Source organism: Microbulbifer maximicatervae (SeqCode) (assembly GCF_052467695.1).
The window spans coordinates 4,921,102-4,943,509 of record NZ_CP174320.1 but is presented as its reverse complement, the minus strand read 5'-3'; the positions used below and the strand labels follow the sequence as shown (position 1 = coordinate 4,943,509).

Genomic DNA, 22,408 nt, shown 5'->3' with positions numbered 1-22,408 from the left:
ACTAAAGATACTAGTAGCAGGAGCTATCAGATTAAATAGAGAAGACGCCTGCATAACACTCTAGAAAACGGTCGATATGGGTTGTGCCAAAGGCGGAAAAAAACGCGTTTCTCTGTTGAGTGCTACGCTGCTTAGTGCCACCTGTATGATAGGTTCGGGCTGGTTGTTTAGTGCACAGCTTACGGCAAACTATGCAGGTAATTGGGCTTTTGGAGCTTGGGTATTAGCGGCGCTTTTGGTCTTGATGGTTGGCTTGTGCCTAAGCCGTGTCGTTGCATTCTACCCAGTCCGTGGAGCCCTCGCTCAATCCAGTGCATTGTCGCACAATAGTATTTTTGGAATGCCATTCGCGTTTGCTAACTGGTTTGGCACATTAATGGTTGTTGCGACCGAGGCGCAGGCAACAACCCAATACCTCTCATCTGCTATAGATTCCTCTTTGTTAATTGACAATCACACCTTGACTCCTTGGGGGAAGGTTCTCGCGTTAAGTATTCTTTTTGTATATTTGCTGATTAACTATTATGGAATACGGTTTCTTGCCAAGATTAACAATGTTGTCACTGTTCTAAAGATATTTACTCCCACCTTTGCAATAGTTGTATTGCTTATAGTTGTATTTAGTAGTGATACAAGTGGGTCAAATTTTTCAATTGACTCTAATCAGGAGTTTGGGTTTGGAAGCGCTTTTTCCGCTGTTATTGGGGCGGGTCTAATATATTCGTTCAATGGCTTCCAGATCAGTGTTGCCTTTGCCAGTGAGATAAAACATCCCAAGCGTAATATTCCTCTGGCCGTTACTTTATCAATTACAATAATGACGCTTGTTTATCTTGCATTGCAATATGCTTTTATGGCCTCAGTGCCGAACGATCTTCTGGTGGAAAATGGTGGTTGGCAAGGGATTAATTTTGACTCGCCGCTTTTGGACTTGGCGACACTGCTTGGCTTGCACTTTCTTGCGATGATACTACTTGCAGACAGTGTGATAAGTCCCTCGGCATCTGGATATACTTATTTGGGGGCCTCGTCAAGAATTCTATTTGCAATGGCCTCTGTAGGGCAAATGCCGCGATGGTTAGCTGTTTTAGATCCTGTACATAATTTATCAAGGCGCTCGATGCTTACTAATTGGTTGATAGCGGCAGTTGTACTTGCTCATGCTGATAGTTGGGCAGCACTTATGGTGATCGTATCTGGCTATCATATAGTTGGATATATGGCCGCCCCCATTAGCATGGGAGCACTTGAACCTGGTACGAGATGCTTTGGGGTTGCTGTTTTTGCTGTACTGGGGGTGCTCATGATTACCATAACTTCATCATCCCTTTTGTTGGTGTGCGCTTCTTTGACAGTACTTATTTGTATTTATGCATCATTGCATATTGCCAGTATTGGGGTTAAGAAATTATCAGTGTTAGTTCTGCCGTTTATTATATATTTATGGATTTTATATTTTATTCAGTATACTTGGGCGGTAATTATTTTTTCAGTTGCTTTTTATTTGTTAATATCTTCGAAGCCCTATGTTAAATTTTGCAGGGTATATAATAAGCTGTAGTTTGATGTATGGTTTTAAATGGTTGGTGTCTGTGATCTTAGTAAAAGATTCCAGTGTGTTGGGCGCATCCAAGTACATTAGTGAACCCTTTTGATAGCGCTAAACCGTTAAGTGCTGAGTCAGGAATTCTATTACCTAGGCCAATTCTGACAGGGTCAGTTTAAGTTTTTGCATGCCTGATAATACCTATCATTTTATCCGCAAATATATTGGTAGATGGCAGTAGGGGGTGTTCGAGCATAGCTCGCGCAGTAATATCAACTTGAGGAAGCCTATTAATCCTTGTTTGTTTAATAAGTTAGTAATTTTATCCAAAAAACTACGGTTAACACATTTAAGTCCGGGGTAGTGCCGGGTTTTAACTTTTACTACACAGCCCTCCCGGAGGCTGACTTTCGGAAGGAGTGTAGTTAGTAGGCTGATGTGATAAATTACTCAATTGTCAGAGCTTAGAGAGCCGCTTTACAGCTTTCTCTCTCCACTCTTTGGATAAGGGTTGTAGCTGACTTGCAGCCTGGAGTACTTGCTTGGTATTGGGAAATTGCTTATCAAAAAAAGCTCTGAACATAGATCGTATGTCGATTGAGTTTGGAGCTTCAGCTATCTTACAAATCGAAACCCCTTCTTTAATATGCCCCTCCTTAACAACCCTAAAATATACACCGCAATTAAAGCTGCTAGTGAGAATCTTGGCTGCAGCGTCATTATCTAGGGCCATGCTTAGCTTAAAGCAGGGTATTCTGGGTTGACTTACCTCAAGGATACAACTGCCTATGCGGAATTGGTCTCCAACAAAGATATTTTGTTCTCGAAGCCCTTCTACCGTTAAATTCTCACCAAATGCGCCATACTTAAGGCTCTTTCTGCCTAACAGGTCTTCCCAGTAAGGGTAGTGGTCATTAGAAAACGCATATATGGCCATATCTTTGCCGCCATGATTTTTTAAGTCTGCCTGCTCATCTCCTTCCAAATTATTCTTTCCAACAAAAATTTTTCCTTGGACTGGCTTCTTGAAGATCCCCGTTGTTACAGTTTTACCCTTGTATTCGCAATCTACTTTTTTGGATACGTTTATAGAGAGGAGTTTCATATTTTCTTATTGGTAGATAATTTATGCAGGACCTGGATCTTAGCAAAATATACGCTTAATGCACAGCTATCCTATGTTGCTTTGATGTCCTATAGGACGGCTTACATATATCTGTTTATTGGTTAATGGTTGGAAGATTTATCCCGATACCAGTGCCAGCGATCTTCTTCGTACTCATAGCATATATTATCGCAGTGGATCTTCTTCTCTACGCACCAGTCTTGATTTTCATTATCTCTAATGCAGTCATAGTAGCTATTCTTACAGGTTTTTATACACCTGTTTCGAGCCTCACGATCATGAAGCTCTCCAGCTCTAACATTCACAAAGAGGCAAGAAGTCAGTGTAATTAGAATTGTGATTAGATAGCGTAGCTTTGGCATGGTTAAACGCCGTTTGATTTTGCTTCTGAAGAGTAATGTCACTAACGATAAATCAGTAAAATATTTGTTGGTTGGTTTGCTGGCAGGCGGGTGAGCGGATGATGGGTGCTAAGCGTGTATTTTCTGATAGAGTGAATGCCACTGTCCTTAGATTAGGCGGCAACCGTTTTGTTGAGTTGTCGCCTTATATTGTGATGAGATTTTTATCCGTTGGCAGTGGCCAATTGGTCAATTACCTGTTGTATCTTCTGTTTATTGTTTTCAATGAGTCGATCTGAGTGAATCTTGAGTGAATCGATATTGTCGTATTCAAATAGACCGACATGGGGTTCAGTTACCTCTACATTGAGGTAGTCATATTTGATCTTTACATTGTTGGAGAGTAATGAAGCAATTTCCAGGGCGTGCAATTGCTGCTCATCCATTGATCTTTGAACACTTGAGATAGCATCTCGTGCCCACTGTAGTATGCCCCAGTTTTTCAGGTCTTTATATTTCACCTGCGAACTGGTTAGCGGGGAGGTGCCGGACCCAAGAATCAGCACATAGTAGTTCTTGTGAGGGAACTCTTTGATGATATCCAGGAGCGCAACACTTGCAGGGTTGTTGGCAGAAATACCTGCGTCGGCAAAGTATTTATGGCCCACTTCTTTGCTGTCAGCCATAAAGCCAACTGGGGGAAACAGTGAAACCCCACTAACTGCAGCTGTGACCAGTTGGTATAGGCTGTTGGTAGGAAGCTCACTGGTATCTCCTCCTCGGTTTTTGAAGAGGTGAAGTTCACCAGTATTTACACTGAGTGAGGGGATAATCACATAATTTTTCAAATCGGTGAAGTTAAGCTCTGGTGTATAGTGCTTCTCCATCACTTTGTGAAGGCGGCGACCCAAATATTTTGGAGAAAAAAGACCGGATGCCGTAAGCAGTTTATGATACCAAGGCGTTGAAAACAGATAATTACTTTTCGACTTGTATAAGTTAATAAGCAAGTCTGTTTTTGAATCGACATTGGCATAGTTTTTAGCCAGGTGAGATGAGCGGACATTCAACCCGGTAACAATGACAGCGCCCGTCGAGACACCACTAAACACATCGAAAAGCTCGTCAACTGGTTGCCCCAGTGCTTTTTCCAAGTGTTTAATGACATATAGTGGTATGAGTCCACGGATACCACCACCGTCAATGACAAGTATGTTGATCGTATCTTTATCATTGAGATGATTGCGTATCGCAGTCTCATCCTCTTGCACTGGTGAGCGATAAAATGTTGCGCTTGCTGTAAGGATGTAGTTGTACAGATAGGCGCAGGCAGTGAAAATCACGATGATCACTGTACATATAATAAGGAAATAACTGAGTTCCATTTCTGCACCTATAAGGTATTTACGTCGCAAGGATATAGACACCGAATCTTTGATATTGACTAAATGGAGAGAGCGGGTTTTGTCGGGTAAGAAGGGGGGGCGGAAAAAACGTATGATATTACTTTTTATGGGTTGAACGGTCCGTAGTTTTTTCTCGGTTGTAAGGGCTTTCGGTGAGAAAAAAGTGCGATTTCTAGGTCTGTGCGTCTTATTTTCAGTTTTCTGGTAATGATTATTTCGTATATCGATTTTTTCGAAATTATCGATATATCGATGATGACCGAATGGTTTAATATGAGCTGAAGATGACTATTTAGTTAAATATCAATAGTTTGATGCTGGATGGAGTGCTGTCCTAATTTAGGATAATACACATTTCAAAAAATAAGTGTATTTCTGTATTAACCCATTAATTTTTCAGTGCTTTTTGCTTGACTGAAAATTCCGCCTTTAGTTACTTTTCACGCATAGAATCTTGAGTGTCCACAGAGTCCAGCCTTATTGGCTGACTCCCAGCAGGATTGATATCAGCGCTTGGCGTACTGGCTGGTATCAAATTTGCCCTTGATAGCGCTTGCCATGCAAATAGCCAAAAAGCTCTCGGTGGCTGAAAAAGAGGGGCTCAGCAAGGGGAGGAATGCTTTTTAAATGTATTGAGCAGGGTTTTGGCTTCTTTAAGGCTTAGCAAATGTGCCCTGAATGAATTGGCCCCGGCATTTACTCCCAGAGAGATCAATTTCATCACTACATTGAACGCGAGTTCTGATTTTAGGTAGGGGGTAAATGCCAGAAAGGCATTAAATATAGACTGATGAACTCTGTTTAGTAACTCTTGTATATCTGGATTGCTGGTTGATATCTTCTCGGCCTTTTTCTCAAAGGCTTTTAGCTGATTGACATACTCTGAAAATAACCTGAGATTAAACACAACCGTTCTGTGCTCTTTATATCCGGCAATGATGGTGCTGAGTGCATCATTGATCTTGCGTAAGGCTATGTAATCATTTCTTGATAGGTCGGTATAAGAATCGGAGAGATAGCCGATCGTATCTCTCCGTAGCTGACAAAACTCAAATAAGTGTTGATCATGCTTCTTTACTTCCAGAAGCTGATATATTTTCGCGAAAATGAAGACAAGAGCAATTGCCGGCAATAGATAGAGCACTACTCAAACTCCTTTTCATTAATTGGCTTCTTGGGCGCGTTTTTCCTAGTGGGAGGTGAATAAGAGAAGGCGTTGTCCATCAACTTTAAAAACCTGTCCCTATATTCTTTATTATCTGCTGCAAGCCGGTCAATTTCAACTTGTCGGTCCTTCAGGCGCCCACTGTACATCCAGAAGAGGAGGTAATGCGCAAAGATGAAAAATATGACAAAGAGGCCATTCTTAAGCCCCACATTCTGTACGAACTGAAGTATATCTTTGAGGATATCAGTCATGTAGTCCCTTACTTCTGATTTTGACAGCTCCTCATGCATTTTTAACTATTGAGACTCTTGATTCAACTTGGTTTAACTTTGAACAGTAATTTTGGTACTTGAGTCTTATTTGCTTCTGTTTAAATCCCGGATATAGCCTTCGTGAGACTGGAGGTGTCCGGTCTTGCAGCGCAAGCCACTTCTCTAGTTTGGGTAGTTAGTCTAAGCATGTGGGGTCTGAAGTAGTGAACTGGTTTCCACTCCAAAGATTTCTTTCATTGCAGTCGGGGTCAAAGGGATCTGCGAGGTCAAATTGCTGGTTGCCGTTTAGGGTATTCCCGGTAATCCGGTTGTTTAAGCTATTCGAGTCAGTAACGATAATACCGCCATTGCTTGATAGTATCGATAGCCCATTATTGGATACCGTGTTGCTTGCAATCGAATTGCTTGAGCCGCCACTTAGATTAATGCCCACCTGCCCATTATCCGCCACATTGTTACTTGCTATGTTGTTGAAATTACCGTTTATCAGGATTCCAGCTTCACCGTTATTCTCAATGATGCTGTTAGATACAAATGTGAAGTTGCCGTCAATCTCGAAGCCGTCCTCGCTAAACCCAGAAACGGTAGTAAAGGAGATATTGTTATAGTCTCCCAGGATTTCAATGCCTTCGTCTCCGCCTCCTAGTACCGAACTGCGACTAATGGTGTTGTAATCGCCAAAAACCTCAATACCATCAGAGATGGTTGAAGTAGCAGGACCTGTAATATCGACGTTGGTGATGGTATTGCCGTTGCCGAATAGCAAAATTGCATTTCTTACAGCGCTATTTATTTCCATATTGGAGATGGAGTGGAAGCCTGAGCTGGAGGTGATGACACCATTGGTGCAGTTGGTTAGTTGGCCGTTGCTGAGATATGCTGCGGTGCCCTGGAGGTCTATTGCGTAGAAATCTGTTTGGGTTGGGTCCAGCGATACGCAGCTAAGCTCAAACCCCGCCATATTCAGGCTCCCTGATGGGCCTACAATGGTGAGTGCTACAGGATTGGCGATACTCAACTCGCAATTCAGGTCCTGAGATAGAGTGGTGGGCTCAGATATAGTGTCGCCGCATTCAATGGCCAGTGCGGCCGTAGATAGGGTAAAGACTGCGGCTAACAAACCTAGCTGCTTAAGTACATTCAGAGTCGTGATATCCATGGCGCTACCCCTTGAAAACTTCTCCTTGTTTCCATAATCCAAAGCCTAGCTGTGTTTTGGTGTTGAGGTTGTCGCAATAAAAAAGGGGCTTACGTCAAAAAACGTAAGCCCCTTGAAAGTGGCGCGCTCGGGAGGATTCGAACCTCCGACCGCCTGGTTCGTAGCCAGGTACTCTATCCAGCTGAGCTACGAGCGCGTCGAGGAGGCGCACAATATAGATTGGTGTAGGTAGAGTCAAGCATTTTTTTCATATGAAGTGCTTTTTTGGTGTTTGGTGACCGCAAAGCCTGTTTGTCTGTTTCTGCTTTCTCACAAAGGGATTTGGCTCAGGAGCCGCGGGTAGGGCTTTCTAGAGGTTATAAGAGGCTTTTGAGGCTCTGCGGCGACTACTGACTGATCGTTCCGCTATTGCTTGTTCCCAGCTGGGTCACATTGGCAAGTTGTGAGGTTCCACTTTGGCTAGCTGTGAGGCTGTTCAGGGTCCCGTTTTGAAGGGATGTTAAAGTGTGGTTCATTCCGCTCTGATTCGACATTACAGAGTTCTCCATGCCACTTTGGGTGGTCCATGAGTTAATTTGTGAGCCTGTCTGAAACAGTGTTTGTGAATTTTGCATGCCTTGTTGGCTTATATTTAATTGGCTAAAGGAACTGTTGGATTGATTGGCTGACACGGTATTTAGCTCACCAACTTGATCTCCAATAGCAAAATTATTACCGCCTGCACTCTGACCAAGGCTGAATATATTTCCAGTGCCAAATTGTGTAGAGCTGGCAAAATCAGAAATGCTTAAGCTGTGAGATATTCCACTCTCATTTTGATCTCCGATTTGTAAAATTTGAACGGTACCCAGTGAGCTTTCAATCTGTATAGATACTCCGACATTGTTAGTGCCATCCTGAGTCATATTCATGAAATTATTGGTGCTATCTATTTGGGTGAGCAAGGTAGTATTAGAATCGCCTTGTTGTAAGGAGATGGCAGTGTCATTAGAAGAGCGAATTTGCGTGCCGGCTGTTCCATTATTGATCCCAAAAAGTGTCTGGGATAATGTCGTTCCAATAGAATCAATCTGAAAATTTGACAGTGTGTTTCCATCACCATTCTGTAGGATAGTCATACTGGATAATTCAGCATTTTCCTGCTCTAAGTTTAGAGTGGTATTTGCGTTGCCTATTTGTGTATGGCTGATGGAGCTATCAAGGGTAGCTCCAAATTGGATTGCTTCAGAGAAATTATTGTTGCCATTTTGCACTTGTAGAATGGTGCTGTTCTGAGTGCTTGAGTCGGATTGATCCGTCATTGCCATGTTGCCGGTACCGGTCTGCTGTACAATGGAAGTATTATTATTTGCCTGTAGATGTGCACTGAAAGTAGTAAGTGCAACTGCCATAACTAAAAAATTTGTTTTCATAGTGCGACCTCTAGGGTGTAAATGGAAATAGTAGTTGGATTGATATCAGTAGGATGCGCATACTTGGTTATGTTGCCCTCTAAGGGGAAGTTGATAGTGTCAAAATTGGGGGCTGTTTTGAGTGGCGCTAAGGGCAGTTGTAGCCAAATACTGCAAAGGAGGCTATCAAATTGTAGGAGGCGTCTGGCGAAAGACTTCACGCAACTTGACCCCATTTATGCTCTGTCACTCGTCTCACGGGAAGCCCTTTGGGTAACCCCGGTGCAGCCATCCTTCTCGCGACATCTTGATCAGGTCAATCGGTGCAGGGAAAGTGTTGATGATCTGAGTTGAAGTTGCCATAGGAACTCAGTGTTAAATTACTAGGAAGAAAGTTCAGGTTTTAGTGCCCATTAAATTCCAAGTAATATCTTCTATTAAAAATTATCTTAGGTTTTAAGTAGTGGATATTGTCAGCGAAGATGAAAGGCCATTAAGCAGACCTCTCCCGACTTAAATCGTAGTACAATTCGAAAAATTGCTACTTGCTACTGATAAATAATACTTGAATTGGAACTTTGGAAGCTGGATATAGCATGTACGGCAGTATCTGTTATTTAGGTGGGGCCCTTGTATACCCCGAACAGGATGACTTATGGTTGAGATAAATATTAAGGCTTGGATCTAGTTTGCCCTTAACCTCTTGGCGGTTTATTAGCCTTGGCTAACGTGCGATTCTAGTGAATTGATATAACCCATATATATGTCTCGGTCACGCCTGTCTCCATTTGCATCGACTCCTGCCATAATGTCATTGATTAGATTGAATAGAGTTTCCGATAAGGTCTCTGATGCTTCACTCACAGCTTCAAGTCGGACAGACTGGCTTATATGGGTATAGAAGAAGTCCAATAGCCTTGTATCGTGGAGATTTATCGTTGAGCAAGCCAATTCTATTTGTCGGGCGTATATTTTGTATTCCGTCATGACCATTGCTCTGAACTTGTAGTCTCGAGGAAGGGCTTCCTTAAGGATATTTGCATTTCTATTATTATTGTTCTCCAAATATGCTCTAAAACCCATCATGTCATAGGATGCTGGGGCTTGTTCTTTGTGGGTTATGGTGCTGATAGCCGCGGCACAAAAGTCGGCCATATGAACTCGAAAATAGTGGTATGCATTTTTTAATTGTTCGACTCTTTTTTCTTGTCTTAATTTTTCTTGTCGGTTTGATTGGTATTTTGTAAATTCATTCAATAGTAGCCCAAATGTTGCAATTCCCGTCAGTGTTTCAATGGAGGTTAGTAGGTAACCGAGCTCATTGACAGGGTAAATTTCTCCATAGCCCAAAGTTGTTATTGTTACAATGCTGAAGTAGATACTTTTTGTGAAATCGAGCTTTTCATTTATACAGGAGTCACATTCACTATATATTGCAGCAAAGATGAAGATTACTGAAAAATAACCGACAAGTATTTTTTTCCATGTCAGAAAAGATAGGAAACGTGTCATGTTCTGTGCTCATTAACTATAAGCGATGTAATTTATGCCTGCGTCATTCCTTTTGGGATAATTATGATCCCGCCAGCAAGTGTAAAAGAGGGCTGCTTGCAATCAGTCAATCTGGATTATGGTGGCTGTTTTGATCTTACGTTTCTATTAGCATAGTAATGTTAGCTAAGTTGTGAATTATTGAGTCGACACTATAAGGTGTATTGCTTATGGGGTGGTGGTGTTGAGAGCATCATTTGCATTCATGAGTTGATGTGGAGGGGATAGGTTATATCATCGAGAAGCTCGCGCCTCAATTTATCTAACATCTAAAATGGTCTGTACGCGAGGGAGTATGATTATTGCTCTTCAGCAGAGAGTGTTGATGCGTAATTCTATTACACCTGATAATGGCTTTTCGTTGGCTATTTGTCGACTGGGGTTCGCCCACTTAATTGTTGCTAATGGAGCTCAGTTAAAACCTAGTACTTACCCAATCGCTGGCTTTCTTCTTGGGAAGGAGGAACTGGCTCAGCCCCTGCTTGTATAAATTTATCTGTAACACCGGCAATTTATGTTTCTGGCAGTGAGCCGCCAATTCCATCAATAGCTCTCAGCAATGGGTTCAAGGTGAGGAATACTTCCCAGAAGTTCTTGTGTTACGGCCCGATGACTGATGCCTAGTGGTGGAGTTCTGGGGGAGTTGATGGCGATGGGGCCGACTCAGGCATAAAGGTAGTACTGGCGGTGATATATGCATGCGGGTTCTACCGCGCTATAACAAAAAAGGGCTTACGCCGTTAAGCATAAGCCCTTTGTTTGTATGGCGCGCTCGGGAGGATTCGAACCTCCGACCGCCTGGTTCGTAGCCAGGTACTCTATCCAGCTGAGCTACGAGCGCGTTACGGGTGCGGATATTATAGATGCCCCTGGTGCAAGTCAACCTAAAGAATGAAAAAAACCCTTAAAAATCATTATGTTGGCTAAAGATTAGGCATTTTGGGGGTATTTAGTGCAAGCCGAGATTTTCTTGGTTGCCGATTGGCTCCCGGCTACCTCTAGGTGGCCCAGAGGCATTTGATTGTTTTTAACTTTAGTAAGCGAAGGGAGCTGCAGCTGCTTTCTCTGTAGCCCCTCCTACTTGCAAGGTGGATTAGAAGCGGGCTTCCACTGATAAGTCAAACCCGTTTACAGCTACGATGTCGTTATCGATTGTCTTCCACTGAAGCTTTCCAGAGAATTTATCGGTAAAGTCATAGGTAACACCAAGGCCGTAAGTTAGATCCACATCTTTTTCACTGTACCTCTCAACTGGAGATATGAGTGACCACCAAGTGGATACAGGTCGGAACTCACTGTCGACCCTGGTGTAGGAAATACCAAGATTCGCATTCAAGGTCAGTTTTTCGAGAACCGGGTAGTGAGCGACACCGCTCAACAGAAAACTGCTGACTTCAAGTGTTTCGTCATCCGCGATGTAGGCATGTTTGTACGCTTCTTCCAACTCGTCATAATAGTTAACCGAGGCGATATATTCGTCATAGGCACTGCCAAAATTGCTGTATCCAGCTTCTACAGAGAAATACGGGTTAAATTTATACCCGAGATAAATATTTAAAGAATTTGTTTGATCGCCGAAGCGCTGGCCATCAAGGTAATGATCGGACTGAGTTTTCTGGCCATCAAGGTCATGGTACCCTAGGCCAAACCCGATATAGAACGGGTTCTCTTCTGCTAAAGAGGCATTAGAGATTGTCAGGGCTAAGGGGACTAATAATAGTTTAGAGATTTTCATACCGGTTACTTCTATTCCATGAAAAGTTTGGTGTAGATGTCGAATTGTATCGCGTTTATATTTTTTTTATGAACTTGGTCAAGTTATTTTAAATGAGGTGAAATTTTCTGAGTCTGAATTTTTAGCACCATAGTAATAGTTACGGCTCATGGTGATATTCTGGTTAATGCCGTGAGGGGATATGTTTGGCGAATTATTTTTGATGATAAAGAGCTGGAAGAATTTGGCGCTGAAGTGTTTTGGTGATTTTTATATAAAACTAAATTCAGCCGGGTAACTGTGGAGCCCATCAAAATCGCCTTTGCTAAGGGTTACACCGCAGTGGCGTGCAATTGCATAAACCATGCTTATATGGAATAGAAAGTTTGGAATTATATATTGATGGATATATTGTGGCTGTGGGAGATCCACTGTTGTGAAACCCGCTTTATCATTGATTCTTCTACTACTGTCCAGATCGGTTACTTCGGGTAAAGAATCTAAATAATTTAGTGTTTTCTGGATAGTTCTCAGAATAATTTCCTTTGTATTCCCATCTTCTTCAAATGTCGCAATTTTCTGATCAACGAGTGGGCAGTATCCGCGAAGAGAAAAATTGGCTGCAATTTTTGCATTCTCGGCTAAGCTGAACATGTCAGGTGCCAGCTGCTTGTGAAATATTTCCTGTGGAATTTTAGTCGTAATGGAAAGCAGTTGGGAAAGATGATTATGAAGAAGGCTCTTGATAGATATTTGCATTAGGTAACCTGATAACAGCGGAGTGAATTAATTTTTTTGGTACGCACGTTCCTGTATATTGCTACATCAGATATTGTGACAAAGTCTCCCAATCAAACCGTCGAGCTTTTCCATCGCTAAATAAAACCTCGATACGCTTGTCCTCCCATCCTAAAACCCTTCCATAGCCAAGTTTTCGATGCCGCAGTCCCTCTCCAGGTTCGGGTTTTCGCATTGGTGCCCGGGGTGCACTGATAGTGGGGTTGTAATCGCAAGCTTCTAAATAGTGGAGCGCTTGGCGTGAAACTGGCACATCAGTGTCGATTTTTTCCGGGCGCTCCTTAAGGGAGTCTGCCATCAATTTACTTAAAGGAAGCTGCATTTCATTAATAAATAATGAAGGCTGCGAAGCCTCGGGATCATTCTTTTTGGGGTCTTCTGCAGGGGCCAACAAGAAGAGTTTTGACTTGGCGCGGGTCATCGCCACGTACATTAAGCGGCGTTCGCTCTCCAGTGACGCGGGTGTGCTGAAGTCCCGTTGGGGCTGATAGGGCATATTGTGCTGGGTGAGGGTGGGGATAATCACTTGTTCCCACTCCAAACCTTTGGCCTGGTGCATAGTCGTTATCTGTATAGCATCCGCTTCGGTTTGTTCTCCCTCCCGGTGTTGACGTTGCAGCTCTTGTAGATGTGCCAGGGCTTCAGCGGGCGGCTGCTTCAGTGTGTCAAGGTATTTGCAGAAAGCGAGGATGGTTTGCTGCCTCTCCTCCCCTTGTTGGCGGGTGAAGGCATCGTCAGCGATTCCGCTGAGAAGTTCCAGTTCACCGATATGGCGACGCAGTAGCTCTCCAGCGTGACCGCGCCAGTTCTCGATCTGGGTAAGCAGGTCTGCCCGTTGGCGCAAGCGTTTGGTCTGGGGCTTGCTCAGGTTTTCAGGTAGCAGGGCAATTAGCTTCTTGCCCCAGCCTTTGTCCAGCGCTGCCAGAGAGGAACAGATGGGCTCCAGGACTTTGCGCGGAATACGCACATGGGGAGAGGTCAGCCATTCGTAAAGTCCCTGCTGGCGACGCTTGGGAGGAAGTTCGGCGAATCGACCGGAGGCAATATTTAAGCTCCAAAATAAGGGGCGCAGCTCCCGGCGCGAAAGGACGGTGTTGCGGCTTGCTGAACGGTAGGGAATATTATTGGCCAGCAGTGCCAGTTCAATAGGAGCGGCGATAGACCACAGCCGCACCAGTACGGCGACCTCCCTGAATGACTGACCTTGCTTTTGACATCGGCGCAGGTGCTCTACAAGCCAGCGCCCCTCCTTATCGGTTTTTACCAACTCGATTTCTGTTTGCTGATCTTCATTGGCTGAAACACAGAATATATCGGCGCGATCGCGATTGTTCTCAATAAAGTGGTTGGCGGCCAGGGATAATTGGTGGCCATAACGGAAAGTGCGGCTCAGGTGATAAATATTCGAGGGGGGAAAATCCCCATCGAAAAATGTGAGCAGGAAATCTGGTTTGGAGCCTCGCCATTCGTAAATTGTTTGGTCTGGGTCGCCAATCGCGATGACGTTGCCAGACTTTCCGTAGAGAACTCGCAATAAAAAGTGCTGTATCTCATTGATGTCCTGGTATTCGTCCACCAGGATATCTTCGTAATAGCTGCCGTACTGCTCGGCCATTTCCTCATCCATGCTGAGCAGTATGGCTGGGTCATAAATCAGATCGGCGTAGGTAACCGCATTTTGGCTGCGGCGCCAAGCTTCAAAAGTGCGAAATACCTGCAGAAAATACATGTATTCATCGCCGAGCTTCAGTTCCTGAAATGCGCTGAGATCTCCCGACAGAATCGTTTTGGTGTAGTCAATAAAAAATTCAGCGGCCTCAATCTCAGATTGCTTCCGTGCTCTAATCTCTTCGAGTTCGTGAGTGGGCGCGCACTCTTCAATGGCCTTCCAGATTTGTAATTGGATTGTGGATTGGGGCAGGGGGGATAGGTTGGCAGCAGCGATATGATCATTGGCGATCATGCGTTGGTATAAACGATATCCAACACTGTGAAAGGTATGTACCGCTGGTGTCGAGCCTTCAGTCAGCTGCCGTAAGCGGCGGTCGAAGTCCTCCCGAGCACTGCGGTTGTACATTAATACCAGCAGTCGTTCGGGGGCGATACCTGCATCAAGGCGGTTCTTTATGTAGTGCAACAGAGCAGTGGTTTTGCCAGAGCCGGCAACGGCAATGATCTTGGCGTGACCACCGGCATGATCTGCAATTGCCTGCTGTTCAGAGGTAAGGTTATTTCCGCCCATCGCGCTCTTTGCTCAAATACTGGATATTTTGCCAGTGTTTGATGCTGTCTTACAAGTCGCGCAACCTTATTCGGATGGTTTGTCGCTATCGGAGATTTGATGGTGGCGCAGAGCAAGCTCTGCGATGTAGGGGGAGAGGAACACGCGGCCGCTCAATTCCTGCAGTAACTTGGAGTGGCCCAGGCGATCCAGTACAGCCCCCTTTACCTCAGCCAGATGCAGCTGGATATTTCGATTCTGTAAATCCCGGTTTACTTGTAACAGACGCTCTATCGCTGTGCTGTCGATCCGGTTAACAGACGATAAGATCAGCACCATATGGCGGGTATTGCGATGTCGCTTTATCTCTACAAAAAGTCGCTCCTCAATCGCATTGATGTTGCTAAAAAACAGGTTCTCATCAATACGCAGGAACAAAATCTCAGAGTCGGTTTTCACCGTATGGCGAAGTACATTGCGGAATTGCTCAGTACCCGGTACACGCCCCACAACAGCGATATGTGGCCGGCTGGCTCGCCAGATCAATGTGGCGAATGAGAGCCCCACGCCCAGGGCAATCCCGGTCTCCACACCAAAAAACACTACCCCGAGAAATGTGCCGGCCATAGCCAGTCCATCGGTGCGGTCGTAGCGCCAGTGGTGGGCCATACCCTGGAAGTTGATCAGGTTTGCGGCTGCAACAATGATGGTGGCAGCTAGCACGCAGATTGGCAGTTCGGTAAAGACTTTGGTGGCATACAGAAGTAGCAGGGCGATTAGCACTGCGGCTATCACGCCGCTGAGGGGGGTTTTTGCTCCACTCTCATCATTAACGGCTGTCCGTGCAAAGCTGCCGGTTACCGCAAACCCTCCTGAAAATGCGCTGAGAAGGTTGGAGGCGCCCAGCCCCCGCAGTTCCGCATTAGTGTTGAGCTTCTCGCCGCGCCGCTGGGCGATAGAGTGAGCAATAGATAGGCTTTCGACAAAGCCGAGTAGGGCAATAATCAGGGCGGGCAAAAGCAGTTTGTAAATCAGCCCCGGGTTAATAGAGGGGATACTTAGGTGCGGTAGGCCAGCGGGAATAACTCCCACAACGGGTAACTCCTTCTCCCAGTGAAAAATAGCGGTGAGCACAATGGCAATCACCACGATAAGCATGGGCGCCAACCGCGAAAGCAACTTGGATCGTGCTGGGCCGACCCCGATTTTTCTGAGCAGGAAGGGCAAACCTAGTCGGGCGGCAATTAAGCTGGCCAGTGCAATGAGCCCCAGCAGAGCTGCTTCCCGATCGGTTTCGGGCAGGTGGTTAAAGGTGCTGATCAATATCTCGAGAACCGTATCCCCATTGCTTGATATTCCCAGCAAGGGGGCAAACTGCCCGGCAATAATCAGCAGCGCGGCGCCGGAGACAAAACCGTCAACAACCGGAAGGCTCAAGAGGTTAGCGAGGCTACCGAGGCCAAGAAACCCCATTAATAGCAGGATTACTCCACTCAAGAGTGCTAATAATATGGCGCCGGAAATGTACTCGGGACTGCCCGGTGAGGCTATGGGGGTGAGAGCTGAAGCGGTCATTAGGGCGAGCACGGCCACCGGGCCGACGGACAGCACTGAGCTGGAGCCAAACAGTGCGTATCCTATTAATGGGAGTAGCCCAGCGTAGAGCCCTAGATATGGGGGTAGGCCGGCAAGTGCGGCATAGGCGAGGGCCTGTGGGATCAGCATCATGCTGGCCAGGAGGGCGGCAACACTATCTCCCACCAGCCACTTGGGCTGGTAGCGTCGAAGCCATGGAGGGATTAGGTGGAGTAGCCGCATCCTTACACTTGTTTCCGCTCTCTTCCTGCCGCAATTGAGTGAACTGCTCAAACAAGATAGACGGCGGCTGCCTCACCGTTGTGCTTGGGCGCAAGTTACTCCACTGCGGCAGTACGCTTGATCCCGAAGAGTTGGAATATCCCCATACCCGTGAGCATGGCGAGTACAAAAATTACCGCTTTAAGTTGTCCCGCCCCGGTAGCGACAATCGCCGGTCCGGGGCAAAACCCCGCCAATCCCCAGCCGGCGCCAAATAGAAGGCTGCCCAATACCAATCGGCGATCAACCTGGTTACTTGCCGGCAGGTGAAGCGGTTGCTTCCAGATAGACTGTCCCCGCCGTCTGATGAAATGGAATAGTGGCAGGCCCACGGCGATAGCGCCAAACATCACCAGTCCCAGAGAGGGGTCCCAGGCGCCGGCTAAATCGAGGAAGCCCAGAACTTTCTCTGGGTTGGCCATACCGGAGAGCAATAACCCCAGGCCGAAAGTGAGCCCGGCCAAAAGTGCACTGATATTGGTTTTCATCATCATTGCCCCAGCTGGCTGATCAGGAGGTGTCGCATTAGAAACACGGTTGCGAAGCCCCCAGCCATAAATGTCAGGGTGGCGGTTAGCGAGCGAGTGGAGAGTCGGGACAAGCCGCAAACACCATGGCCACTGGTGCAACCGGAAGCCATCCGCGTGCCCAGGCCCACCAGTAATCCCGCTGCAATTAAGGTGGGATAACCTGCCTGGATATCAATGTCGGGCACTGTTGCAAAGATTTTCCAGGCAAGAGGGCTTATCAATAGCCCCCCGATAAAGGCCAGGCGCCACAGGGAACCCTGGATTTGGTCAAGCAGTCCGCCAATGATGCCGGAGATACCTGCGATACGACCGTTGAAGGCGAGTAAAGCGGCACTGGCGAGGCCAATCAGTAGCCCCCCGGCGAGTGCAGTGCCCGGGGTGAAAGCGGTCCAATCGATGGTCATGGGATTACTCCGCACAGTAGAGCTGGTAAAGGGTTTGCAGCAGGGCGAGTACTCGAGGGTCTGCAACCCGGTAGAAGACGTTTTTTCCTTCGCGGCGTGTTTCGACCAGGCCTTCACGGCGGAGGACGCCCAATTGTTGGGACAGGCTTGGCTGATGAATACCCAGGCGCTCTTCCAATTCGCCTACATTTAACTCTTCCTGGCTGAGCTGGCATAGAAGTAGCAAGCGGTCCTGATTGGCCAGGGAGCGCAGCATCGCTGCCGCCTGGCCAGCGGAATCGCGCATTTTGTTGAGATCGAGGTGTTCAGTATCAGGCATAGGTACTAAATCAATTTACACAATTACAATATATTGTTTTATATAATATCACATTGTATATTGTTGGTGTAGTGAATACGGGAGAGCAGAAGATGGCTCACGAAGAACACTGTGCCCGGGTGCAGCCGTTCCTGGATCGGGATACAGAAACCTGGAGTTATGTGGTGTACGACAGGGAAGGGGGTTCCGCCGCTATTGTGGACTCTGTGCTGAATTTTGATTCAGCCTCAGGTCGCACCAGTAGCCGAGGTGCTGAGGAGCTGGTGTCATTTATTCAAGAGAAAGATCTGACTCTCGAGTGGATACTCGAGACCCATGCCCATGCTGACCACTTATCAGCGGCACCGTTTTTACGCCAGCAATTGGGTGGGCGTATTGGGATCGGTGAACACATTTGCCAGGTGCAGAAAATCTTCCGCGATGTATTTAACCTTGAGCGGGAATTCCTGGCAGATGGTAGTCAGTTTGATCATCTCTTTAAGGATGGTGAAACTTTCCAGGTCGGTAAGCTGGCAGCGAAAGTGATTTACAGTCCCGGTCACACCCCCGCAGATATGGCCTGGCTAATCGGCGATGCGCTTTTTGTTGGCGATACCTTATTTATGCCGGATGTTGGCAGTGCGCGATGTGACTTCCCCGGCGGCGATGCGTCAGAGCTGTATCGTTCAGTGCGCAAGATTTTGTCCCTTCCCGACCAAACCCGCATGTTTATGTGTCACGACTACCCGCCTAAAGGTAAGCGGGGCTATCAGTGTGAGACCAGTGTGGGAGAGCAACGCAGGGAGAATATTCATTTGCGCGATGGGGTTGCCGAGGAAGATTTTGTCGCGGTGCGCCGCAAGCGCGATGCCACTTTATCTGTGCCGCGGCTGATAGTACCGTCTGTGCAGGTGAATATTCGCGCGGGGCAAATGCCCCCGGCAGAATCGAATGGTACGGTTTATTTGAAAGTGCCGCTTAATCAGCTTTAGACGAAATTATTGATCGATATATTTATTCAGTTGAGTGCATAGAACTGAGGTGACAATGAATATTAAACAATTAGATGAACAAGTGAGCGTTTCTGAGCATATAGCCTGTGAAATTATGGTGCCATTGGCTCAGAGTGGGGTACAAGTTGTAGTATGCAATTGCCCGGAAGGTGAGAGTGAAACTCACCCCTCCTATGTGGAAATGGAGCAGGCCGCATTGGCGGTGGGCATTAAATTTGTGGCTATACCTTTTACTCGCGGACGTATGATGCGGAATCACTGCGAGGCATTTCGTGATGTTTTGCAGGAAGGAGACAAAGTGCACGCGTTTTGCCGGACGGGAAATCGTTCCAGCCAGGTATGGGCCGGTGCCAAGATCCTGATGGGGGCAGATAAAAAGCAGCTCAACTCCCAGGCCCAGGCCGCAGGATTCGATATTGGTGCGGTGCTGATATCGATTGAACCCTAGCTCTAAAATGCAGCACTTTTGGTGCTGCAATTCAAACCCTTCTTTTAAGCTGATAGAACTCAGGCCGTAAGGCCAGAGCGGAAAACAGATCATGGCGATGCAGCATCTCACCAGATGGTTTCCCATTCTGGCAACTATTCACTCCTATAATCGGCAGCTGCTAACCCAGGACCTACTGGCGGCTTCAATTGTTACCGTGCTCCTTATTCCCCAGTCTCTTGCTTACGCTTTGCTTGCCGGATTGCCACCTGAGGTGGGCCTCTATGCGAGTATTGTTCCGCTGCTAGTCTATGGCCTGTTAGGCAGCAGTCGAACACTATCCGTAGGACCTGTAGCGGTAATCTCCTTAATGAGCGCCGCTGCTCTTGGAAAGGTAACAGCGAGCGGGGAGGTAGACTACCTCACTGCAGCAGCGATATTGGCGCTCTTGTCCGGGGTAATTCTCACTGTATTAGGTATATTAAAGTTAGGTTTTCTCGCTAACTTTTTATCACACCCAGTAATCTCCGGCTTTATAACTGCTTCTGCATTATTAATTGCACTTAATCAGATTACCCAATTGCTGGGGCTATCGGTCCATGGAGATACAATATTAGAGCTGTTGCCTGGCTTGTTTGAAAACTTGGGTGGCTATAATCAGTTGACCTTGTTAGTCGGTTTGGGGGTGGTGCTATTTCTATACCTATCTAGAGCTTGTGCGGCAAAACTATTGCAAAGATTAGGAATTACAGCTGATACCGCTAATCTTCTGTCTAAGTCATCCCCCGCAGTAGCGGTGCTGATAACCGTGTACTTCTCATATACTTTTAACCTTGAAGCATGGGGAGTAGCCCTTGTTGGCAGTGTTCCTTCGGGGCTGCCTCAATTTACCTTGCCAAAGCTGTCGCTTTCCCTATTTGAGTCACTTGCGTTACCTGCGCTAATGATTGCTATCATCGGCTATGTAGAATCGATATCCGTGGCAAAGACTTTAGCCGCAAAACGTAGACAAAGAATTGATTCCAACCAAGAACTGGTGGCTTTAGGGTTTGCGAATGTTGGAGCAGGTTTTTCTGGTGGATTTCCGGTAAGTGGTGGCTTCTCACGCTCAGTTGTAAATGCTGACGCGGGAGCACAAACACAGTTTGCCAGCCTATTTACCGCAATGGGCATTGGATTCACAGCTCTTTTTCTAACGTCACCACTATATTTTCTTCCGAAAGCTACTCTCGCTGCCACTATTATTGTTGCAGTACTTTCATTGGTAGATTTTTCTATCTTGCGTAAAACTTGGCAATTTTCCAAGGCGGATTTTCTTGCTGTAGCGGTGACAATCTTTGTTACTCTATTATTTGGCGTTGAGTCGGGAGTGCTCTTTGGAGTGGGTGCATCGCTATTATTATTCATTTGGCGCGCATCAAAGCCTCATATTGCAGAGGTAGGATTAATCGAAGGCACTGAGCATTTCCGCAACATAGATCGACACCCAGTTAAAACTGCTTCTGAGATTCTTACTTTTAGAGTAGATGGCCGTCTGATGTTCTCTAATATAAGTACATTGGAAGAGCGTATTTATAGCCGTCTAGGAGGTAATACCCAGGTCAGGCATATTATCCTGATGTGTAGTGCCGTTAATGAAATTGATTGGAGTGCCTTGGAAGTACTGGAAAGTATAAACAGTATCTTACTTAATAGAGGTGTTCGACTTCATCTTTCTGAAGTTAAAGGTCCGGTGATGGACCGTTTGGAGAGGAGTAGTTTTCTGCAGGTGCTGTCTGGTCAGGTTTTTTTGACCCAGTATCAAGCTTTTTCTTCGATTTCAATTGTTAATGATAGTGCTGAATCGACCTAAATATTTTTTAAAAAAAATATCTGATCCGAGCTTCTTTGGGATTGTTTTAAATGTTTGGATGGAGGTTACTACCTAGGCAGCAGCAAAGAATACAGTCGACTCTTGAAAAAATGATTTTACAAGTTTTCTATTTTTCTTGAGACTCTGCAAGTCTGCATTTGCACGCCTCATTAGTGTCTCACCTTTTTTCAGCGGCTTCTTTGAGGTCCCTATATTTCTCATACGATTCCAGACCAACTCATCTGGATTTAGGTCTGGTGCATATGGCGGTAAGAATACCATTTCAAGCTTGCCATCCTGTGAATCGACATACTCCAATACCTTTTTCGATTTGTGTACTGGGTGCCCATCAACAATGAGAATCACTGGTCTTTTCTGACTTCTCTGGAAATTTTTGAAGCATTCTACGCACTTTTCTGCCGTGAACTTTTCACTATAAATATGATACCAGAAGCCACCTCTGTTCGATAAAGCTGAGATCGCATTGATTGACTGTCTTTGACCACTCGTTTTTACCACTGGAGTTTTTCCTTTTTCTCCCCATGTCCTTTGGAGTGGATCGTCTGATCTGATACTAGCCTCGTCCAGCCAAAATATTTCTGCCCCAGTTTTTTTCGCATAAGATTTAATCTTTGGGTAGACTTCCTTTACCCATTTATTCACCACCTTCTCATCTCTCTCGTAAGCTCTTCGTAGAGGCTTTTGTGGCGTCAGGCCCAGTCGATATAGAAGTGTGCCGACACTAGAAACGCTAAGTTCAATCTTGAATCTCTCAAAAATCAAATCCGATACGATCTGACGTGTCCACAACCCGAAGTCAAAGCCATATTGCCTTGGATCGCTACCAATAATCCATCTCTTGACTTCCTCTTCTTCAATAGCTGACAGTTTTCTACCGCGTCCAGGTCTAATTTTTGGAGATAGCGCTTCAATACCTTTCTCCCGAGCAGTCCTTAACCATGGGAAAATAGTTCTGCTCCCCAACCCTAAGCTACGACTAACCTCCGCCGCAGATTCTCCATCAAATACTCGCTGAACAGCAATTTTACGTATGAGGTGCTGCTCCTCAGTACTAAGTTTTCTTGCATCGTATTTCATGCAGTTTATATTGCCAGAGTGTACTGATTATTTCTGCCCCGCTAGTAAGTTGATCTCCTTAATTGTTTTATCTGTACCAGTTATTCATGTTTTCTGATGATATGTATTTTAATTGATTTCTGTGGTTAGGCTCATCTTTATATCTTGCAAAAGTTTAAATCTAGCTTATATATGAAATACACAATAGGCAGGTTTTTAGATGGTTCGTTATTTGTTTTAAGTTGCTTCAAGTGAAC

19 protein-coding genes and 2 tRNA genes are annotated in these 22,408 nt (G+C 45.7%); 4 read left to right on the top strand and 17 right to left on the bottom strand.

Annotated features, from left to right (window positions below):
• Window positions 1-76 precede the first annotated feature (76 nt).
• Window positions 77-1,561, top strand: a complete 1,485-nt coding sequence (locus ACJJI8_RS21700; protein ID WP_444914239.1) for an APC family permease — start codon at window positions 77-79, stop codon at window positions 1,559-1,561.
• Window positions 1,562-2,003: 442 nt separating this feature from the next.
• Here the strand turns inward: ACJJI8_RS21700 and ACJJI8_RS21695 are convergent, their stop codons facing one another.
• From ACJJI8_RS21695 to ACJJI8_RS21620, 16 genes are all read right to left on the bottom strand, one after another.
• Window positions 2,004-2,651 carry an MOSC domain-containing protein gene (locus ACJJI8_RS21695; protein WP_444914238.1) on the bottom strand — a complete coding sequence of 216 codons (648 nt, stop codon included), beginning with the start codon at window positions 2,649-2,651 and terminating at the stop codon, window positions 2,004-2,006.
• A gap of 586 nt (window positions 2,652-3,237) precedes the next feature.
• Window positions 3,238-4,398, bottom strand: coding sequence for a patatin-like phospholipase family protein (locus ACJJI8_RS21690; RefSeq protein ID WP_444933729.1), 1,161 nt, complete (start codon window positions 4,396-4,398; stop codon window positions 3,238-3,240).
• Between the two features lie 622 nt (window positions 4,399-5,020).
• On the bottom strand, window positions 5,021-5,563 hold the full coding sequence (locus ACJJI8_RS21685) for a hypothetical protein (RefSeq protein ID WP_413662627.1): 543 nt from the start codon (window positions 5,561-5,563) through the stop codon (window positions 5,021-5,023).
• Window positions 5,563-5,877, bottom strand: a complete 315-nt coding sequence (locus tag ACJJI8_RS21680; protein WP_413662626.1) for a hypothetical protein — start codon at window positions 5,875-5,877, stop codon at window positions 5,563-5,565. The genes ACJJI8_RS21685 and ACJJI8_RS21680 overlap by 1 nt, the downstream gene beginning before the upstream one ends.
• Window positions 5,878-6,034: 157 nt before the next feature.
• A complete protein-coding gene (locus ACJJI8_RS21675) occupies window positions 6,035-7,018 on the bottom strand; it encodes a right-handed parallel beta-helix repeat-containing protein (RefSeq protein WP_444914236.1) in 984 nt (327 codons plus the stop codon).
• Between the two features lie 119 nt (window positions 7,019-7,137).
• Window positions 7,138-7,214: transfer RNA gene (locus ACJJI8_RS21670), tRNA-Arg, on the bottom strand.
• Between the two features lie 190 nt (window positions 7,215-7,404).
• On the bottom strand, window positions 7,405-8,430 hold the full coding sequence (locus ACJJI8_RS21665; RefSeq protein ID WP_444914235.1) for a serine-rich family protein: 1,026 nt from the start codon (window positions 8,428-8,430) through the stop codon (window positions 7,405-7,407).
• A gap of 693 nt (window positions 8,431-9,123) precedes the next feature.
• Complete coding sequence (locus ACJJI8_RS21660) at window positions 9,124-9,921, bottom strand: potassium channel family protein (protein ID WP_444933728.1); 798 nt, start codon at window positions 9,919-9,921, stop codon at window positions 9,124-9,126.
• Between the two features lie 803 nt (window positions 9,922-10,724).
• Window positions 10,725-10,801 (bottom strand) — tRNA-Arg (locus ACJJI8_RS21655).
• A 252-nt stretch (window positions 10,802-11,053) separates the two neighbouring features.
• A complete protein-coding gene (locus tag ACJJI8_RS21650) occupies window positions 11,054-11,695 on the bottom strand; it encodes an outer membrane beta-barrel protein (protein WP_444933727.1) in 642 nt (213 codons plus the stop codon).
• Between the two features lie 249 nt (window positions 11,696-11,944).
• Window positions 11,945-12,433 (bottom strand): DUF1993 family protein, encoded by a 489-nt coding sequence (locus ACJJI8_RS21645; RefSeq protein WP_444933726.1) that lies wholly within the window; start codon window positions 12,431-12,433, stop codon window positions 11,945-11,947.
• Between the two features lie 61 nt (window positions 12,434-12,494).
• The gene (locus ACJJI8_RS21640; RefSeq protein ID WP_444933725.1) at window positions 12,495-14,714 is read right to left on the bottom strand and encodes an ATP-dependent helicase; all 2,220 of its coding nucleotides are present in this window, start codon (window positions 14,712-14,714) and stop codon (window positions 12,495-12,497) included.
• Between the two features lie 66 nt (window positions 14,715-14,780).
• On the bottom strand, window positions 14,781-16,511 hold the full coding sequence (locus tag ACJJI8_RS21635) for a SulP family inorganic anion transporter (RefSeq protein WP_444933724.1): 1,731 nt from the start codon (window positions 16,509-16,511) through the stop codon (window positions 14,781-14,783).
• 95 nt (window positions 16,512-16,606) lie between these two features.
• Entirely contained in the window at window positions 16,607-17,044 is a 438-nt protein-coding gene (locus tag ACJJI8_RS21630) for a DUF6691 family protein (protein WP_444897844.1), read from the bottom strand.
• On the bottom strand, window positions 17,041-17,484 hold the full coding sequence (locus tag ACJJI8_RS21625) for a YeeE/YedE family protein (protein ID WP_444897843.1): 444 nt from the start codon (window positions 17,482-17,484) through the stop codon (window positions 17,041-17,043). Before ACJJI8_RS21625 ends, ACJJI8_RS21630 begins: the two co-directional genes overlap by 4 nt.
• A 4-nt stretch (window positions 17,485-17,488) precedes the next feature.
• Window positions 17,489-17,803, bottom strand: a complete 315-nt coding sequence (locus ACJJI8_RS21620; RefSeq protein WP_282932131.1) for an ArsR/SmtB family transcription factor — start codon at window positions 17,801-17,803, stop codon at window positions 17,489-17,491.
• A gap of 92 nt (window positions 17,804-17,895) precedes the next feature.
• Here ACJJI8_RS21620 and ACJJI8_RS21615 point away from each other — a divergent pair, with 92 nt between their 5' ends.
• From ACJJI8_RS21615 to ACJJI8_RS21605, 3 genes are all read left to right on the top strand, one after another.
• Window positions 17,896-18,774 carry an MBL fold metallo-hydrolase gene (locus ACJJI8_RS21615; RefSeq protein ID WP_444933723.1) on the top strand — a complete coding sequence of 293 codons (879 nt, stop codon included), beginning with the start codon at window positions 17,896-17,898 and terminating at the stop codon, window positions 18,772-18,774.
• 55 nt (window positions 18,775-18,829) lie between these two features.
• Window positions 18,830-19,243, top strand: a complete 414-nt coding sequence (locus ACJJI8_RS21610) for a protein tyrosine phosphatase family protein (protein WP_444933722.1) — start codon at window positions 18,830-18,832, stop codon at window positions 19,241-19,243.
• Between the two features lie 91 nt (window positions 19,244-19,334).
• Window positions 19,335-21,074, top strand: coding sequence for a SulP family inorganic anion transporter (locus ACJJI8_RS21605; RefSeq protein WP_444933721.1), 1,740 nt, complete (start codon window positions 19,335-19,337; stop codon window positions 21,072-21,074).
• A gap of 72 nt (window positions 21,075-21,146) precedes the next feature.
• Here ACJJI8_RS21605 and ACJJI8_RS21600 read toward each other — a convergent pair whose 3' ends face one another.
• Window positions 21,147-22,172 carry an IS630 family transposase gene (locus ACJJI8_RS21600; protein ID WP_444933720.1) on the bottom strand — a complete coding sequence of 342 codons (1,026 nt, stop codon included), beginning with the start codon at window positions 22,170-22,172 and terminating at the stop codon, window positions 21,147-21,149.
• Window positions 22,173-22,408: the final 236 nt, after the last annotated feature.

Excerpts from the sequence above, each read along its gene's own strand:
- ACJJI8_RS21700 (WP_444914239.1), top strand. The coding sequence starts at position 77 with ATGGGTTGTGCCAAAGGCGGAAAAAAACGCGTTTCTCTGTTGAGTGCT.
- ACJJI8_RS21695 (WP_444914238.1), bottom strand. The coding sequence starts at position 2,651 with ATGAAACTCCTCTCTATAAACGTATCCAAAAAAGTAGATTGCGAATAC.
- ACJJI8_RS21690 (WP_444933729.1), bottom strand. The coding sequence starts at position 4,398 with ATGGAACTCAGTTATTTCCTTATTATATGTACAGTGATCATCGTGATT.
- ACJJI8_RS21680 (WP_413662626.1), bottom strand. The coding sequence starts at position 5,877 with ATGCATGAGGAGCTGTCAAAATCAGAAGTAAGGGACTACATGACTGAT.
- ACJJI8_RS21675 (WP_444914236.1), bottom strand. The coding sequence starts at position 7,018 with ATGGATATCACGACTCTGAATGTACTTAAGCAGCTAGGTTTGTTAGCC.
- ACJJI8_RS21665 (WP_444914235.1), bottom strand. The coding sequence starts at position 8,430 with ATGAAAACAAATTTTTTAGTTATGGCAGTTGCACTTACTACTTTCAGT.
- ACJJI8_RS21660 (WP_444933728.1), bottom strand. The coding sequence starts at position 9,921 with ATGACACGTTTCCTATCTTTTCTGACATGGAAAAAAATACTTGTCGGT.
- ACJJI8_RS21650 (WP_444933727.1), bottom strand. The coding sequence starts at position 11,695 with ATGAAAATCTCTAAACTATTATTAGTCCCCTTAGCCCTGACAATCTCT.
- ACJJI8_RS21645 (WP_444933726.1), bottom strand. The coding sequence starts at position 12,433 with ATGCAAATATCTATCAAGAGCCTTCTTCATAATCATCTTTCCCAACTG.
- ACJJI8_RS21640 (WP_444933725.1), bottom strand. The coding sequence starts at position 14,714 with ATGGGCGGAAATAACCTTACCTCTGAACAGCAGGCAATTGCAGATCAT.
- ACJJI8_RS21635 (WP_444933724.1), bottom strand. The coding sequence starts at position 16,511 with ATGCGGCTACTCCACCTAATCCCTCCATGGCTTCGACGCTACCAGCCC.
- ACJJI8_RS21630 (WP_444897844.1), bottom strand. The coding sequence starts at position 17,044 with ATGATGATGAAAACCAATATCAGTGCACTTTTGGCCGGGCTCACTTTC.
- ACJJI8_RS21625 (WP_444897843.1), bottom strand. The coding sequence starts at position 17,484 with ATGACCATCGATTGGACCGCTTTCACCCCGGGCACTGCACTCGCCGGG.
- ACJJI8_RS21620 (WP_282932131.1), bottom strand. The coding sequence starts at position 17,803 with ATGCCTGATACTGAACACCTCGATCTCAACAAAATGCGCGATTCCGCT.
- ACJJI8_RS21615 (WP_444933723.1), top strand. The coding sequence starts at position 17,896 with ATGGCTCACGAAGAACACTGTGCCCGGGTGCAGCCGTTCCTGGATCGG.
- ACJJI8_RS21610 (WP_444933722.1), top strand. The coding sequence starts at position 18,830 with ATGAATATTAAACAATTAGATGAACAAGTGAGCGTTTCTGAGCATATA.
- ACJJI8_RS21605 (WP_444933721.1), top strand. The coding sequence starts at position 19,335 with ATGGCGATGCAGCATCTCACCAGATGGTTTCCCATTCTGGCAACTATT.
- ACJJI8_RS21600 (WP_444933720.1), bottom strand. The coding sequence starts at position 22,172 with ATGAAATACGATGCAAGAAAACTTAGTACTGAGGAGCAGCACCTCATA.